This is a genomic window from Pseudomonas aphyarum (assembly GCF_028657055.1).
Classification (GTDB): domain Bacteria; phylum Pseudomonadota; class Gammaproteobacteria; order Pseudomonadales; family Pseudomonadaceae; genus Aquipseudomonas; species Aquipseudomonas aphyarum.
This window is the reverse complement of the sequence record NZ_JAMDGS010000010.1, coordinates 192,379-206,965: the sequence shown is the minus strand read 5'-3', so window position 1 is coordinate 206,965 and position 14,587 is coordinate 192,379. Positions and strand designations below refer to the sequence as shown.

Below are 14,587 nucleotides of genomic sequence, written 5' to 3'. Positions count from 1 at the left end.
TCTGTCCCGGACAGCCAGGAAAGGGTTGGCGAAAGTGAGCGTCCATGCGGGAAGTGCCTGGATGGCGGTTCATATCAGGCGAAAGGGGATTCAGTGTTCGGGGTTGTACCGGCGTTTTTCAGGGCGAGATGTGTCGCAGATTTTTTCTTCAAGAGAACACTGTCTTCACAGAATTGCTGGCCAGGGGCTATTAAGGTGGCGAAGCTTATAAGAAAGTCATGTTTGAATGAAATGGCCGAACGGTGGCGGCGAGGGTTATTTTTTCTGCCGTTATTGGCCAACCAGTCAGGAAAGTTAATAAAAGTTCTTTGGCACTAATCGGTTATAGAAGCCTGTCTGACAATCGGTCATTAACGTTTTTCAAGTTCGGGTTTTTCAATCCCGAACAGTGTTTTAACCTCTGCGAGATGATTATTCATGGCGATGATTATCCTGTGAGTCAGTTTCCCCATAATCCATGAACAAAAAAAGCACCCCGAAGGTGCTTTTCCTGTTTAACGCCTGATCGGCAAATGTTGGCGTCAGAGCGCAGCCTTCACCTGCAATCCAAACACCAATGCATTGTCGATGTCCTTCCCGGAAAACGCGCCCGGCTCGATGATGTACTGCATATTCGGGCGCAGCGTCAGCCAAGGCGTGGCCTGATAGCCGTAACCGAGTTCGATCAATTGCTCGGCGCTGTCCAGGTTTGGAAACGCTACGCCATTGCCCAGCGCCGCGTCCTGCTGCACATCACGGCTGCGCGGGTTCGGTACTGCGCGGCCGTAGCCCAGCGCCACGGTGTCACGAGGGCGGCCTTCGAACGGTTTGTACAGCACCAGGCCGGTGCCGTACCACTTGCTGAATGGCGAAGCGGCTTCGCTGGCCGCCGAATATTGGCCGAAGGCGTGCAGGCTGCGGCCTTCGGAGGCGTCCGAAGCCCAGACGGCCTGGTCGATCAGGACGTAATGGCCGCCGCGTCCGGACACTTCCTTGTCACTGCCGATGCGTTTCACATCGGAGCTGTCGTAGTAATAACCGACCTTGTACTCGCCGGGCAGCTTGCCTGCCTGCTTGTAGACCAGTTCGATCGGCACCACGGTGCCGGTGGTGTGTTTCGGGCCCAGGTGCCAGGCTCGGCTGGAATTGCCGTTGCTTTCCGGATCGACGTTGAACGCGGCCACGCGCAGTTGCCAGGCCGGGGAGAGGTCGTATTTCACCCGCACACCCAAGTGGGCGTTGGGGTAGTTGGTCCAGCCGCTGCCACCGGACATGTTCAGCGGGTGACCGCAGAAGCCGGCGTTCATGAAGTTGCAGAGGATGCCGCTGTCCAGTCCGCCGAGGTCGTTGCCCATGGCCATGTAGCCAAGTTTGACGTTCAGCGCCGGGGTGAACAGGCTGCGCTCGTAGCTCAGCTCGGTCAGGCGCGTGTAGAGGCCGCCGTAGTTTTCCTGGATGGGCAGACGGTTGCCGACCAGATCTTCGGAGGCACTGTTGCCGCGTCGGTCGTTGATGCTCAGCTGGATCTTGCCGGCGTTATCGACGCCGTAGAGTTTGCTCAGGTCGAACTGCGCGCCGAGCTTGATGTTTTGCGAGTAACGCGCCGAGCGATGCAGGCCGCCGTCGGCGTTGTAGGCGGTTTCCCCCGTGTAGTCGCCGGTGAACTTGATGCCGTCTTCATCGAGCTTGTGGCGCAGGCCGCCCCAGTCGCCGGTCAGGGTGTTGCGGGTGAACACGTTCGAATCGGTACCGGCAAGGGCGGGCAGGGCAGCGCCGCAGGTGAGACCGAACAGCATGCCGGTGAAAACCCCGGCGTGAGAAAAGCGAACAGCCAATGACATTGCTGAAATCCAGAGCGAAGGACATGAAACGACGCGGCACCCAGAGGTGCCGCGCACAAGTGAAGTGAAGGAGGACGCTGCGGTTTACGGCAGGGCGTACGCCATCACGTAGTCGCCACGGTCGGTCGACTGACGAGCACCACCGGCGGTGATGACCACGTATTGCTTGCCGGTTTTCGGCGACACATACGTCATCGGACCGCCCTGGCTGCCAACCGGCAGACGCGCTTTCCAGACTTCTTCACCGTTGCCGCTGTTGAACGCGCGCAGGTAGAAGTCCTGGGTGCCGGCGATGAAGATCAGGCCGCCTTGGGTCGACAGCGTGCCGCCGAGGGTTGGCAGACCGATCTTGATCGGCAGGTGCATGCGGATGCCCAAGGGACCTGTGTCTTCAACGGTGCCGACCGGAACCTGCCAGGCGACTTTCTGGGTTTTCATGTCGATAGCGGTCAGCGTACCGAACGGCGGGGCCTGGCACGGAATGCCGGCAACCGACAGGAAGCGGTTCTTGTTCACCGCGTAAGGTGTGCCTTTCAGCGGAACGGCGCCCATACCGGTGTTCAACGCTTCGCCACCGGAAGTTGCCTTGCCTGTGTTCTGCGACGGGATCATCTGAATCCACAGACCCAGGCGCATGTCGTTGACGAAGATGAAGCCGTGCACCGGGTCAGTCGAGATGCTGCCCCAGTTCATGCCGCCCAGCGAACCCGGGAAGCTCAGGGATTTGTCAGTACCCGGCGCGGTGTACAGCCCGTCGTAGCGCATCGACTTGAAATCGATCCGGCACAGCAACTGGTCGTACGGCGTGGCGCCCCACATGTCCGACTCGGTCAGGTGTTGAGCACCGATCTGCGGCATGCCCACCGATTTCGGCTGGGTTGGCGAGTAGGGTTCGTTCGGAATGTTCGACGCCTTGACCGGTACTTCTTTAACGTCGGTCAACGGTTTGCCGGTGGCGCGGTCGAGCACGTAAATCTGCCCGGCCTTGGTGCCGATCACCACCGCCGGAACGGTTTTACCGTCCTTGGTGAAGTCGATCAGGCTTGGCTGCATCGGCAGGTCGAAGTCCCAGAGATCGTTGTGCACGGTCTGGTAGACCCACTTTTCTTCGCCGCTGTTGGCGTCCAGCGCCAGGATCGAAGCGCCGTAGGTGTGGTCCAGTTTGCTGCGCTCGACACCATAGATGTCGGTGGACGAGCTGCCCATCGGCAGGAAGATCGTGTTGGTGGCCGGGTCATAGGACATCGGCGCCCAGCTGTTCGGCGTGCTGCGCACGTAGGTGCTGCCGTCTGCCGGTGCTTTTTTATCCTGCGGATTGCCCGGGTCGAACGCCCAGCGCATGGCACCGGTCATCACGTCGAAACCACGGATCACGCCGCCCGGCATGTCGGTTTGCACGTTGTCGGCCACACGACCGCCAACCACCACGGTGGTGCCGGCCATCAGCGGCGCGGAGGACAGTTGATAGTAGCTGTCAGGAACATCACCCAGACCGGCCTTCAGATCAACCTGGCCGTTGTTGCCGAAACCCTGGCAGAACTCGCCGGTGTCGGCATCGACTGCGATCAGGCGGGCGTCGATGGTGTTGGTCAGTAGACGGCGTGTGCAGTTGGCTGTGGGTGCGACCGGGGTTTCGCTCACTGGCGAGCTGGCCGGTTTGGCGACGGCGGCGCTGGCGTCGAAATACGCCATGCCACGGCAACGCTGCCAGACTTTGGATTGCGCGTTGATCGCGTTTTTCCAGAGCTCTTTACCGGTGTCGGCATCCAGTGCGATCAGGTTGTTGTGCGGGGTGCAGATGAAGACTTTGTTGCCGATCTGCAGCGGAGTCAGCTGGTCTTCGGCGCCGTTGCCATCGCTCTCGGCGATGTCGCCGGTGTGGTAGGTCCACGCGACTTTCAACTTGTCGACGTTGCTGCGATTGATCTGGTCCAGCGCGGCGAAGCGGCTGCCACCTTCGGTATTACCGTAGTGCGCCCAGTCTTTCTGCGCCTTTTCCGGTTCGACCGGCGTCAGGCCCGGACCCGTGCCGGTAGGGGCGACGGTCGGGTGCGCGACGAACATGTTGCCGGCAGCCACCGCCAGTCCAACCGCCAGAACAGCGGCGACACCGTAAGCACCACGACCCGCAACGCCGCCATTGGCGCGTTTGAGCAGCGGATAAACCAGCGCGACCACCAGACCCACGGCGCTGAACATGAACAGACGCGAGAACACTGGCCAGAACACCAGCCCTGCGTCGATGACTGCCCAGATCGCCGTCCCCAGCAGGAACGCTGCGAACAACCAGGCGCCGGCAGGCTTGCGGCGTGCGATCAGCAGACCGGAAATGGCCATCGCCAGACCACCCACCAGGAAGTACCAGGAGCCTCCCAGGCTGACCAATTTCACACCGCCAGCGGCCAGTGCCAGGCCGAGCAGGGCGATGATCACGCCCAGCCCGACCAGAATGAATGTTGATATGCCCGAGAGGCGTTGACTCTGCTTCACGTTGAATGTCCCGTTGAAATGAGGAGGGCATTATATAGTTAGGTAACTACCTAGTTAAATCACTAAATCAGAATGAAAGGGGTTTTGGCGCTAAATGGTGCGACGGATCGACGCTGGCCTTGTCCTCGCGGACCTTCAGGGACTGTTGGAACGGTGGAAAAGTCTTTTATTTGCCAGCGGATATGGAATTTATGACAGGTTGATCAGACTTGGTGGTTCCCGCCGGACAAAATCGGCGGGAACGGTATTGGCTGCGGGCGAGGTGAGGGCTTAGCTAATCATCACCTCATCCAGTGCCTGCTCAAGGGTGCTGACCGTACGCTCGATGTTGTGCAGCTTTTCGAGTCCGAACAGACCGATGCGGAAGGTCTGGAAGTCGGCCGGTTCGTCGCACTGCAACGGAACTCCGGCGGCAATCTGCAGGCCGTGGTTAGCAAATTTCTTGCCGTTTTTGATATCGGCATCATCGGTGTAGCTCACCACGACGCCTGGGGCCTGAAAGCCGGCTGCGGCCACGCTTTTGAAGCCTCTGCCGGTCAACATGGCGCGTACTCGGTCACCCAGAACCTGCTGGTCGTCGCGGATCCTGTCGAAACCGTAGGCTTGCGTCTCTTTCATTACGTCGTTGAACCGCGCGAGGGAATCGCTGGGCATCGTCGCATGGTAGGCATGTCCGCCCTGTTCGTAGGCCTGCATGATCTGCAGCCACTTTTTCAGGTCGCAGGCGAAGCTGGTGCTTTGCGTTTGCTCGATGCGTTCGAGGGCCAGAGCACTGAACATCACCAGGGCGCAGCAAGGGGAGGCGCTCCAGCCTTTCTGCGGTGCGCTAATCAGCAAATCGACGGCGCATTTGTGCATATCCACCCAAAGCGTGCCGGAAGCGATGCAGTCCAGCACGAACAGCCCTCCCACCGCATGCACGGCGTCGCCGACGGCCCGCAGGTACTCGTCGGGCAGGATAATCCCTGATGAGGTTTCAACGTGGGGGGCGAAGACAATCTGCGGCCTCGAAGCCGCAATGGCTGCCAGCACTTCGTCCAGAGGGGGCGGGGCGTAGGCAGCCTGGCGACCCGTGTCTACCGGTCGGGCTTTCAACACTGTAGTGGCCGCCGGGATGTTGCCCGTCTCAAGGATCTGGCTCCAGCGATAGCTGAACCAGCCGTTGCGTATCACCAGGCATTGCTGGCCGGTGGCGAACTGGCGCGCCACCGCTTCCATGCCGAATGTGCCGCTGCCCGGAACCACCGCAACCGCCTCGGCGTTGTAGACCTGTTTCAGCGTCTTGGAAATGTTCTTCATCACGGCCTGAAATGACTGCGACATGTGATTGAGCGAGCGGTCGGTGTAAACCACTGAGTACTCGATAAGCCCTTCAGGATCGATTCCGGGATATAGCTGTGACATGGGGTGGCTCCTTATGTGATTCCCTGGCAGTCAAAAGGTCTGGCGAACATCATTGGGAAGCAAGTCTAGGCAAAGGGCAGGGATGAGCTGATTGAATTGCAGAAATGAAGATAGAGTGGTCATCAATGCCTCAATCGTTGTGTGAAAAATGAATCGTCCGTTGTTTATTTCTCTGGATGGGCCAAAAGGAACCGGCAAAACCACATTATTGGAAGCCGTTACGGCAGTACTGAGGGCCGACAACAAGAAAGTCATCCGGCTTTGCGAGAGAAAAAGCGATCCTTACCGGGGGGACACCATGACCCTCGTCAACGAACTTGCCAGAAATCCCTCCCGGGATCTGGAGTGGGCTGTGTGTCAGCGCTTTGCTGATAGCCGGAGCTGGATCTCCCGGCACGTGCTGACTAGGCAGCCGCTGGACAGCATTGTCTTGATCGATCGCTGGTATCCGTCTGACGCCGCGTTTCGCCACACCGTCCCGTTTGCAGAGATTCTCCAATTGAATATCGAGCGAAACGTGCAGGTGCCAGACCTGCATGTCGGAGTCATCACCGCGCCGGATATTTCATGGGCCAGGGCAACGGCACGATCCAGAGGACTGGGCGGTACTGTGATTCAAAAGCACGCAGAGCATGTCGCGTGTACGGAGATGTTCGAGCAAGCGGCTGCCGATCACGACTGGGTTTTGTGCCGTAATGAAGGAACGATCGAAGGCGCTACGATGCAGGTGGTTTTCGAGATCTATAAATTGTTTAGCTGATTGCCGAGGTGGATCAGCCGGGTTCAGGTAGGGGTTGGTAAAGTTCCGCCCAGACACACCATTTAACATAATATACATTACACGTAACAAAGTATTACGGATTCAGCCCGGTTGCGCACACCATTTCAATCTCAAGCTCCTCTCTCAAAGGACCTGATCCTTGATGCCTGCTGATCGCTCTATTTGAAATGTGCTGCGCTCAATCCTCATCACGCGTCAGCTTTTCAATTAGCGCTCGATGCTGCGGATACTGCGCTGTGAGTTTCTGCCGACTCCCCATTTCCATATCCGCGAAATCAAACCCTGGTGAAACCGCTTCGCTGATCAAACCAAATCCGTTCTCGCCATTCAGCAATCTGGAGGCTTTCCAGATTCCGCCCGGTACGTGCAATTGCAATTGGTGGCCGGCCAGAACATCGCTGCCCATCACCAAAGTCTGCAGCGAACCGTCAGCGTGAATCAGGCTGTACTCGATGGCATCGCCCAGATGGAAATAATGCAGGATGTCTGATTGGTTGAAATGAAACTGGCCAACCGGTGAGTCTGCGGTCAACAGGTAGTAAATCGACGTCATCAGAAAACGCGGCCCGCCGGTGGTTTCAAGCATATCCCGGTGGTCTGCCTGATAGGTTCTGCGAAAGAAACCGCCTTCGACGTGAGGCTCCAGTTCCAGCGTGGCAATCACGTCATTTGCGGTCGTGTGGCGTAGTTTCATAGCCATTCCCGGTCGTTTGTAATGTGTTTTTGTATAGCTCAACTAAACGGTCATTTAGTTTAGTTATAGGCCCAGCATATTTGTTGTGCCCTCTAGATTTATTATGGCTCTGATACATCGATCGCAAGAGCAACGACTACTGGAAAACTACCGCCCCCTTCAAGCGGATTCGCTGCATTCACTATTCATGTGATGACCGTCGACAGCCATTCTTGGACAATCCGCTCGCGGTCTTCATCGATGCTATTTGTACTGGACACCTCGTAGAGCGATCGCATACAAGGATAGGAGATTTGCGAAGGGGTACAAGGTTCTCTCCCCTACCCTCACCCAGTATCCTGATTACTACGCTGCAAGGTCGCGGTGGCCATCACATCGACTTGTGCGGTCGACTATTCAAGTCGTGATTGATCGCACCTTACAACGAATGCAAATTAACGCCAAGGTCGCATGAGCGACGCCCATGAATGCTTCGCCGGTGATCTCGAGGATGCGGTCTGTGCCTAACAGGCGGTGCGTCAATTCTTTTTAAATGAATAGAGCAAGTTCGGCTCGCTCATTACATAAAGGGTACCATCTGGAGTCAAAGCGATGCCCTCTGCCTGAGGGATGGTCTTCATCAATCCATTTTGTCCCTTGAGTAAAGAAAGCGTACTTATGGCTTTTCCTTCTTTATTCAACTCAATGATCAACTTCGACTCATGGGAAAGTATATACAAGTGACTGGTGTTCGGATCGAATTCGAGCCCGGATACATCCCTGAGAAAAAGTGCCTGAGTACGCTGCTCGTCTGATGTGATAGTCAAATCTTTCGTAGGTCTGCCCGTTTTATCAGGAAAGCCTTTGATACTGTAAATCCTAACAGGATCTCGCTCTTTAGCGATTATGATGTTTCCCGATTGCCTGTCATAGGCCAAACCTTCAAACCCTTTATTTCCGTTCAGCTCAATGGCCACGGACAAGCTGGCGACAGCCGAATCGATCACGGTAGTTTTTTCATCTATTACTACCGTCGAGATCTTCTGGCTGGGTTCTTCAATAATTAGGTACACATTGCCTTCTACATGCTCGATACCTTCCACCTCATCGAACCCAGACAGTTTGATTCGGCGAATTACATTGCCCTTGCGATCAAGTTCGACCACCTCATGAGTGTCATCGCTGACAGTGTAAAATGTACCAGACAAGGAATTGTATGTTAATGAGGACAAGCTCTCCGCGCCCGCCACAACTTTTCGCTGCATATCAACTTCGTATGATTGAATACAACCACCTTGGAGGCACTCAGAGTTCGCGCCGAACACCTCAGAAACATTGAAAAACAATCGTTCCCACACCTTAAACTGCTGTAATTTGAGAACCGCAGCCATCACCACGGTCAAAACCACAACCAGTACCAGAATATTAGCCCATGCTCGACGATTCATAACTTACCTGCAAAAAAACCGAAATTTGCTTATCTATTGACCACAGCGCTTGGCGGCGAATACCCATCTCTAGATTGAGCCACCCTATATAGAGGCTGGAGGGTCTAGAGCCAGGCATCTGGGTAGAAAGCCACCTTGCACATTTAAAATTTGTATCTATGTCAGTGCATTTAGAGCAAATAAAAAAGCTCTTTCGAGCACCCTGCACTGCTCTACCTTCACCACTGCCACCATGACAACTATCGACCAGAAGATGAAGCCACAAGCACCCATCCAGCGATTACGAGGCATAGCTTTTCTCGAGGTTGTCTTTTTTACAATGGCGCGATCAGTGGTTTCCATAATTAGCTTTTGTGGAGAACATAAACGCGCCACATTGAGTAGTACGGAATGAAATCGAGCTTCGTGTATCTTTTAAATCCTGCCTGAAAGAACTCTTGCTCAACAATTGCACTCGGAAGCACAAAGCGATTCTGATATTCGTCACCCACTCCACCTCGCCGCAACTTGCGCTGCCTTTCTGAGCGCTCGCGTCTGAGTGCCTTGAAATTTCCGCCCACCCACAGGGACACAATCACGCTTTCCTTCGCAACACGGTGAAACTCTCGAAGGATGGCCAAACGATGCGCAGATTGACCAATGTGATGCAGCAGTCGAATGCTAAAAACAGTGTCAACAGCATTATCAGGTAGTGCGATGTCAAACGCGGAAGTGTGCAAAGTCTCAACTCGTTCCACGATATCTCTGTCCTGGACAGATCGAGCGACGTCGAGCATGTGGGGGGAGTTGTCTGCCGCAATAATTGAGCGCGTCGGATTTTCTGAAAGCAAGGGCCAGAAGCGCCCGGCACCACAAGGAAGATCAAGTACCCGCAGCGGTTCGCCCGCAAGTTTGAGTGCCTTGCGCGCAAGTTGCTCTTCACGCAGATGGGACATTCGCCTGGAAAATCCATCTTGATGTTTCAAATAGTACTGGCGCGAGTGCTCCGCATCATATTTTTCGGAAAACTTTAACTTGATTGGTTCTTTCATCATTGCCTCCAAAAGCTTGGAGGCAACCTATAAATCAGCGCGTGAAGAAAACGTCGGGACGAGATAACACCTGTCCAGGTCAGTTTTTCAAATTATTGCAGATTTGATTCTTCTACACTGTCACGCGATGGCAGCCTTCCCATGTTCAAACTACGCTTCCTCACGTTTTCTTGACGCAGCGTTGGGAACCATACGGACAATTGGTTTCCAGGGCCCTTCATGAACATTCGATCCGCTGAAGCAAAGGATAAATCTGTGCCGATTAAGACCCGTGTTATCGCTGGACTCGCACCATTGTCCCTGGTCGCAGCCTTCTTCTGGTGGCAGCACTACTACCCCGCATCGGCCAGTACGGGATGGAGCGTTGATGTGCTCCATGACAACGTCCAAAAGGCCGCATCCCTCGCTAAAGGACCATCCAATGAGATCGTGGTTTCCGAAGAGCTTCAGAATGAGGCAGGTAACATTATTGCTATCGATTCAAGTGGTCATAGAACACTGCTGGTGAGTAAGCTCTCCAAGCCGGACGGCTTGGCGGCCTTCGATGGTGGTTACGCATTCAGCCAAGAAGGTGGCGCAGCGCCCGTCAGCTTGCTGAAAAATGGTGTCGTCACTCCACTTTTCGATGCCATCAATGCACAGGGGCTGCTTGCGGACGGTGACGACTTGTATGCGGTGGAAGACCGAAAGCTCAATGGCAGACTATTCAAATACAACAGGGTTACGGGACAGACCGAAATCCTGAGGGACTCGCTGGACGAAGCGGAGTCTTTCACGATTTGCCCTAACGGGGACAGGTTCTACACAGAAAAGGGCCGAAACCTGGTCCGGCGCTTCACTGAGGACAAAAAAGATCCCCTCTTCCTAGGACCTGAGCAGGTTCGGGAGCCCAGCTACTTGCTTTGTGATGAAAACGGGCTGTGGGTCGTGGAGGATCGAACCCATCTTGCAAGAGTCCTTCTCGTCAGCCCACAGGGAGCCGTTTCGGTCATCGCGAATCACCTGCGGGCGCCCCAAGTGTTGATGAAACTCGGCAGCGGTAACGACGCCAAGTACGCGCTCGCCGAAGGCGGCCGCAGTCGTATTCTGGAACTCAAGAAAACTCAATAACGAGAAGAGCAATTGGAATATATAAGTGTGATCGTCGCCGCCGCACTGGTTTTTTCAGTCACGAACATCGACGACATTATTATTTTGTCTGCACTTAATGCCGACAAGAATTTGAAACAACGCAACATTGTACTCGGACAGTTTATCGGTATTGGTGCGATAATCCTGGCAAGCATCATTGGCGGAAAACTGGCTTCATCAATCCCCACCGCCTATATCGCCTTTCTCGGTGTCGTGCCACTGGGGATCGGTATCTACAAGGGCGTGCAGTATTTTCGCGCCCTAGATCGGGAACCCGAGCAGGCGCCAAAGATCAACGCCCATTCGCAGGTTCTTTATGTGTCGACCATGACGTTTGCCAACGGCGGCGATAACATCGGCGTGTACATCCCAATATTCTCTACCACTCCGACTGTTGTACCCACTTACGTCGTCGTTTTCCTGATCATGACCGCAGTCTGGTGTTACTTCGGACACAAATTAGTCAACGACAGCCCAGCATCACGGCATATCGAACGGTATGGGCACATCGTCTTGCCTTGTGCGCTGATTCTCATTGGTCTTCACATTTTGTGGGGTGCCAAAGACATTTTTGTGGGCTGATTTTAAATTAGCTTGAGCCAGAGTCAGTCTTTACCAGACTGTCGCCAAACAAGATGGTGAAGCTGCTCCCGGCACTTGCCAAAGGCTCGTAGCGAACTTCCCAGCCGAGGTACTGGATTACTCGTTTCACAATGGAAAGTCCAATTCCATTACCTGTTTCGAAATCTCCCTCGCCGCGATTAAAGCGCACAAACAGGTTCTCGCGTACCTTCTGTGGAATCCCGAGGCCCGTATCACTGATGGTGACCTCCGTCGGGTTGAGGAAAATACTGATCGTGCCCTCTTCCGTGTACTGGCATGCATTACGAAGCAGGTTACCCACGGCAATACTCACCAGTTCCGGCACGGCGCTTACAAACACATCGCCAGCGCTGAAAAACTTGATCTCGAGTGGCTTGCCACGTACCAGGGGTTTGTACCGTTCCACTTCATTCGCGATCAGTACGCGCAGATTAAGTCGAACGTGCTCTGTCAGGTCTGGCTCACGTGAGAGTTTTAAAAGCGCTCCAACCTGCAGCGCCGTATCGGAAGCGTTGCGTCGAATTCTTTCTGTCATACCCAATAGTTCAGGACTGTCCTTCAACCTGGACGACAGCACCTCTGCGGTGCCCAGCATGATCGTTAGGGGAGTTCGCAACTCGTGGCTGACATCCGCGGTGAAAAGTCTTTCCCGATCTAGAGCGGAAACCAGCTTCACGTTTCTGTCTTCAATGGCGCGGGCCAGCACGCCAATTTCATCGGTGGCCTCAAGCCCCGGCAGTGTGCCAGGTTTCCAGCCTTGCTCAACGGCCTGAGCAAGATTCGTCAGGGGGGATATCACGCGGCTTGCGTTAGCTCGACCGATCAAGACGGCTAAAAAAATGGCCGCGACGAACGAGAGGAACAACGCAATAACAGCGACCAATTCAAGCGAGATGTAATCGCTGCGATCATCCACAACGGCATATTTTTCGCCGTTGTCCTCGGCAATCAGGATATGCCACTTGCGCCCATCCACGTTGATTTTATGGACACCTGGCTCGAGGCTCTGCAAGTTGCTCGGGATGTCACTCCCGCGATAAAACTCCAGCTCAGCGGGTTTACTGGATATCTGATTGAATGCGCCACCGGCCCATAGCTCAGCGGAGCTGTTTAAGCGGTTATCGATAAACTCATGTTTTATGGTGAGCGTCACCACCACGGCCAGGCAACCAAAAAACGTCACAATGATGGCCGCCAACATTACGGACGCTGCGACTAGTCGCCCCCGAATGGACTCACGACTCTTCATCTACGCCACCTAAACGAAAACCGGTGCCCTGGACGGTTATCAGCATGGGCTTAGAGTTCGGGAAAGGCTTGTCGACCACCTGTCGTAGTATATGGACATGGCTGCGCAGTGCATCGCTCATAGGTGGATTGTCTTGCCAGAGTTCTTGCTCAAGCGCTTCGCGTGTTACCACTTTGGGAGCAGCTCTAATCAGCGCCGCCATAATTTTATAACCTAATGGAGTCAAATCAAGCAATTGACCATTTCTTGTGAATTCGTATTGGCCAAAATCCGCTCGTAGCTCGCCATACTGAATAATCTGGCGCCCCATACTTTTGGATGCTCTGCGATTTAACGCGTTGATGCGCGCATCCAGTTCTAAAAGAGAATAGGGTTTCACTAGGTAGTCGTCAGCCCCAGAAGAAAAACCGTTCACCTTATCTTGAGTTGTATCGCGAGCCGTGAGCATTAGAATGGGAACATCGGTATGTCTACCTGCCCGAATATTGGCGCAGACTTCAAGCCCGTCCATACCCGGCAGCATCCCATCGAGGATAATAATATCGTACTGTCGCTCCTCAGCAAGTCGCAAACCAGCGAGTCCTGTACGAGCATTATCCAGCTCGTGCCCGAGCGGTTCGAAATACTCATACAAGTTGGCGACTATGTCAGGATTATCTTCGATAATAAGTATATTCACGTCGAAGCCATGCTGTTAAATTCAAGCTCAATTATAGCCAACACCCATCTTTCAAATCGCATTTTTCTTCAGCCACTTTCACACTACCTGGCTTCTTCTTATCTAAAGCCTCGTGAGGGAAATGTGAGGACAGGCTGCATGGCACAGCTCATTTGATCCAGCGCCTAGCGTTTTATGAAAGGCCAATCCGTCAGTGGGAATGTCGACAAGGCTGGTAAACGAGGTCGGTGAGCAAAGCCGGCACGCCTGCGGAGGAAGCTTTGGCTCGTTGAGACGCGGAGGGAGTAGTTCCCCCTCCCCCCTCCTGAGGACGCTGACCAGCATTGGGCGTCCCGTGTACTTTCGCAATAAGGCGTGCTTATTCTTTGGCTCCAGTCGTGGGCGAAAGAGTCGCGAGTAACTCCGTGCGACATGCCGTGAGAATCTCATCGGCCAGACTGGAGTCATCCGGGCACGCTCGAGACAACATGACGGCACCTATTGTGCTGGCCATCAAGCAAATCGCCCTGGCTCTCTTTTCGCTGCGGTCCTCTTCAGCCACAGCGTTGTCATTACGCAAGATGGCGGCCAGCATGGTTTCCATTCCTCCGGCAAAGGTCGCTTTAATGTCCTCAGACTGACGGGCCGCATCCCCGCAAAGCGCCGCAATCGTACATCCGTCGCCGCGCTGATCACGGTGTTCCCGGGAAATGTAGAGCTTGATGAATTGCGTGAGGTCGAGCCCCCTGCTCTTTGTCATTGTCTGGGCAAGTCCACACGCGGCAGCCTCATCCATCAGGTCCGCCTTCGAGCGGAAATGCTTGTAAAACCCACCGTGGGTAAAACCTGCGGCAGCCATCAAATCAACAACACCAACGCCGTCATAGCCTCGTTCTCGAAAGAGCGTGGAAGCCGTTTCGACGATGCGTGCGCGGTTGGCTTCCGCCTGCGCCTTGGTGACCCTCATGCCTCACTACCCCTCGCTTAAGGCCTCGATAACACCACCAATATACTTTGATGTTGTTCATCATCAAAGCGCTTGACGATTAAGATTATGATCATCATCATTATATTTCAATGCCCTTCGGCACCGCGCAGTGACGCCATGAGCGATACGCATGGAAGCGAGCGGAAAATTCGAGCAGGTGGCAGGAGAGGGATTCGATGATCGGCCTAGGTCGTTTCGTCAGTACGGAAACGCTCAAGGAGACTCAACTGGTTTCCCGTTGAAGCTAGCTGTCTCGACTCTGCGTAGAGCAACTCTTCGACAATCAACAATTGATTTGGATGTGACAAGAC

The 14,587-nt window shown here is 54.5% G+C and carries 12 protein-coding genes; 3 read left to right on the top strand and 9 right to left on the bottom strand.

Features of this window, described 5'->3' with window-relative positions:
• Positions 1–521 precede the first annotated feature (521 nt).
• The 3 genes from M5G18_RS15140 to M5G18_RS15130 form a co-directional block, all read right to left on the bottom strand.
• Positions 522–1,820: a carbohydrate porin gene (locus M5G18_RS15140; protein ID WP_273899494.1), complete on the bottom strand. Its 1,299-nt coding sequence runs from the start codon at positions 1,818–1,820 to the stop codon at positions 522–524.
• 84 nt (positions 1,821–1,904) lie between these two features.
• Positions 1,905–4,310 (bottom strand): glucose/quinate/shikimate family membrane-bound PQQ-dependent dehydrogenase, encoded by a 2,406-nt coding sequence (locus M5G18_RS15135; protein WP_273899495.1) that lies wholly within the window; start codon positions 4,308–4,310, stop codon positions 1,905–1,907.
• A 270-nt stretch (positions 4,311–4,580) separates the two neighbouring features.
• Positions 4,581–5,714 carry an aminotransferase class V-fold PLP-dependent enzyme gene (locus tag M5G18_RS15130; protein ID WP_273899496.1) on the bottom strand — a complete coding sequence of 378 codons (1,134 nt, stop codon included), beginning with the start codon at positions 5,712–5,714 and terminating at the stop codon, positions 4,581–4,583.
• Positions 5,715–5,862: 148 nt separating this feature from the next.
• On the opposite strand from M5G18_RS15130, the gene M5G18_RS15125 reads away from it, so the two are divergent.
• Positions 5,863–6,474, top strand: coding sequence for a dTMP kinase (locus M5G18_RS15125; RefSeq protein ID WP_273899497.1), 612 nt, complete (start codon positions 5,863–5,865; stop codon positions 6,472–6,474).
• 199 nt (positions 6,475–6,673) lie between these two features.
• On the opposite strand, the gene M5G18_RS15120 is transcribed toward M5G18_RS15125, so the two are convergent.
• The 3 genes from M5G18_RS15120 to M5G18_RS15110 all read right to left on the bottom strand — a co-directional run bounded on the left by M5G18_RS15120 (position 6,674) and on the right by M5G18_RS15110 (position 9,647).
• Positions 6,674–7,189 carry a cupin domain-containing protein gene (locus tag M5G18_RS15120; RefSeq protein WP_273899498.1) on the bottom strand — a complete coding sequence of 172 codons (516 nt, stop codon included), beginning with the start codon at positions 7,187–7,189 and terminating at the stop codon, positions 6,674–6,676.
• 518 nt (positions 7,190–7,707) lie between these two features.
• Positions 7,708–8,616 carry an SdiA-regulated domain-containing protein gene (locus tag M5G18_RS15115; protein WP_273899499.1) on the bottom strand — a complete coding sequence of 303 codons (909 nt, stop codon included), beginning with the start codon at positions 8,614–8,616 and terminating at the stop codon, positions 7,708–7,710.
• Between the two features lie 344 nt (positions 8,617–8,960).
• On the bottom strand, positions 8,961–9,647 hold the full coding sequence (locus M5G18_RS15110; RefSeq protein ID WP_273899500.1) for a class I SAM-dependent methyltransferase: 687 nt from the start codon (positions 9,645–9,647) through the stop codon (positions 8,961–8,963).
• A 219-nt stretch (positions 9,648–9,866) separates the two neighbouring features.
• On the opposite strand from M5G18_RS15110, the gene M5G18_RS15105 reads away from it, so the two are divergent.
• On the top strand, positions 9,867–10,757 hold the full coding sequence (locus M5G18_RS15105; protein ID WP_273899501.1) for a hypothetical protein: 891 nt from the start codon (positions 9,867–9,869) through the stop codon (positions 10,755–10,757).
• A gap of 27 nt (positions 10,758–10,784) precedes the next feature.
• Complete coding sequence (locus M5G18_RS15100; RefSeq protein WP_273899502.1) at positions 10,785–11,360, top strand: cadmium resistance transporter; 576 nt, start codon at positions 10,785–10,787, stop codon at positions 11,358–11,360.
• A 7-nt stretch (positions 11,361–11,367) separates the two neighbouring features.
• Here M5G18_RS15100 and M5G18_RS15095 read toward each other — a convergent pair whose 3' ends face one another.
• From M5G18_RS15095 to M5G18_RS15085, 3 genes are all read right to left on the bottom strand, one after another.
• Positions 11,368–12,582 carry a sensor histidine kinase gene (locus M5G18_RS15095; RefSeq protein ID WP_273899503.1) on the bottom strand — a complete coding sequence of 405 codons (1,215 nt, stop codon included), beginning with the start codon at positions 12,580–12,582 and terminating at the stop codon, positions 11,368–11,370.
• A gap of 34 nt (positions 12,583–12,616) precedes the next feature.
• Positions 12,617–13,309, bottom strand: a complete 693-nt coding sequence (locus M5G18_RS15090) for a response regulator transcription factor (protein ID WP_273899504.1) — start codon at positions 13,307–13,309, stop codon at positions 12,617–12,619.
• 358 nt (positions 13,310–13,667) lie between these two features.
• Positions 13,668–14,255 (bottom strand): TetR/AcrR family transcriptional regulator, encoded by a 588-nt coding sequence (locus tag M5G18_RS15085; RefSeq protein ID WP_273899505.1) that lies wholly within the window; start codon positions 14,253–14,255, stop codon positions 13,668–13,670.
• Positions 14,256–14,587 lie beyond the last annotated feature (332 nt).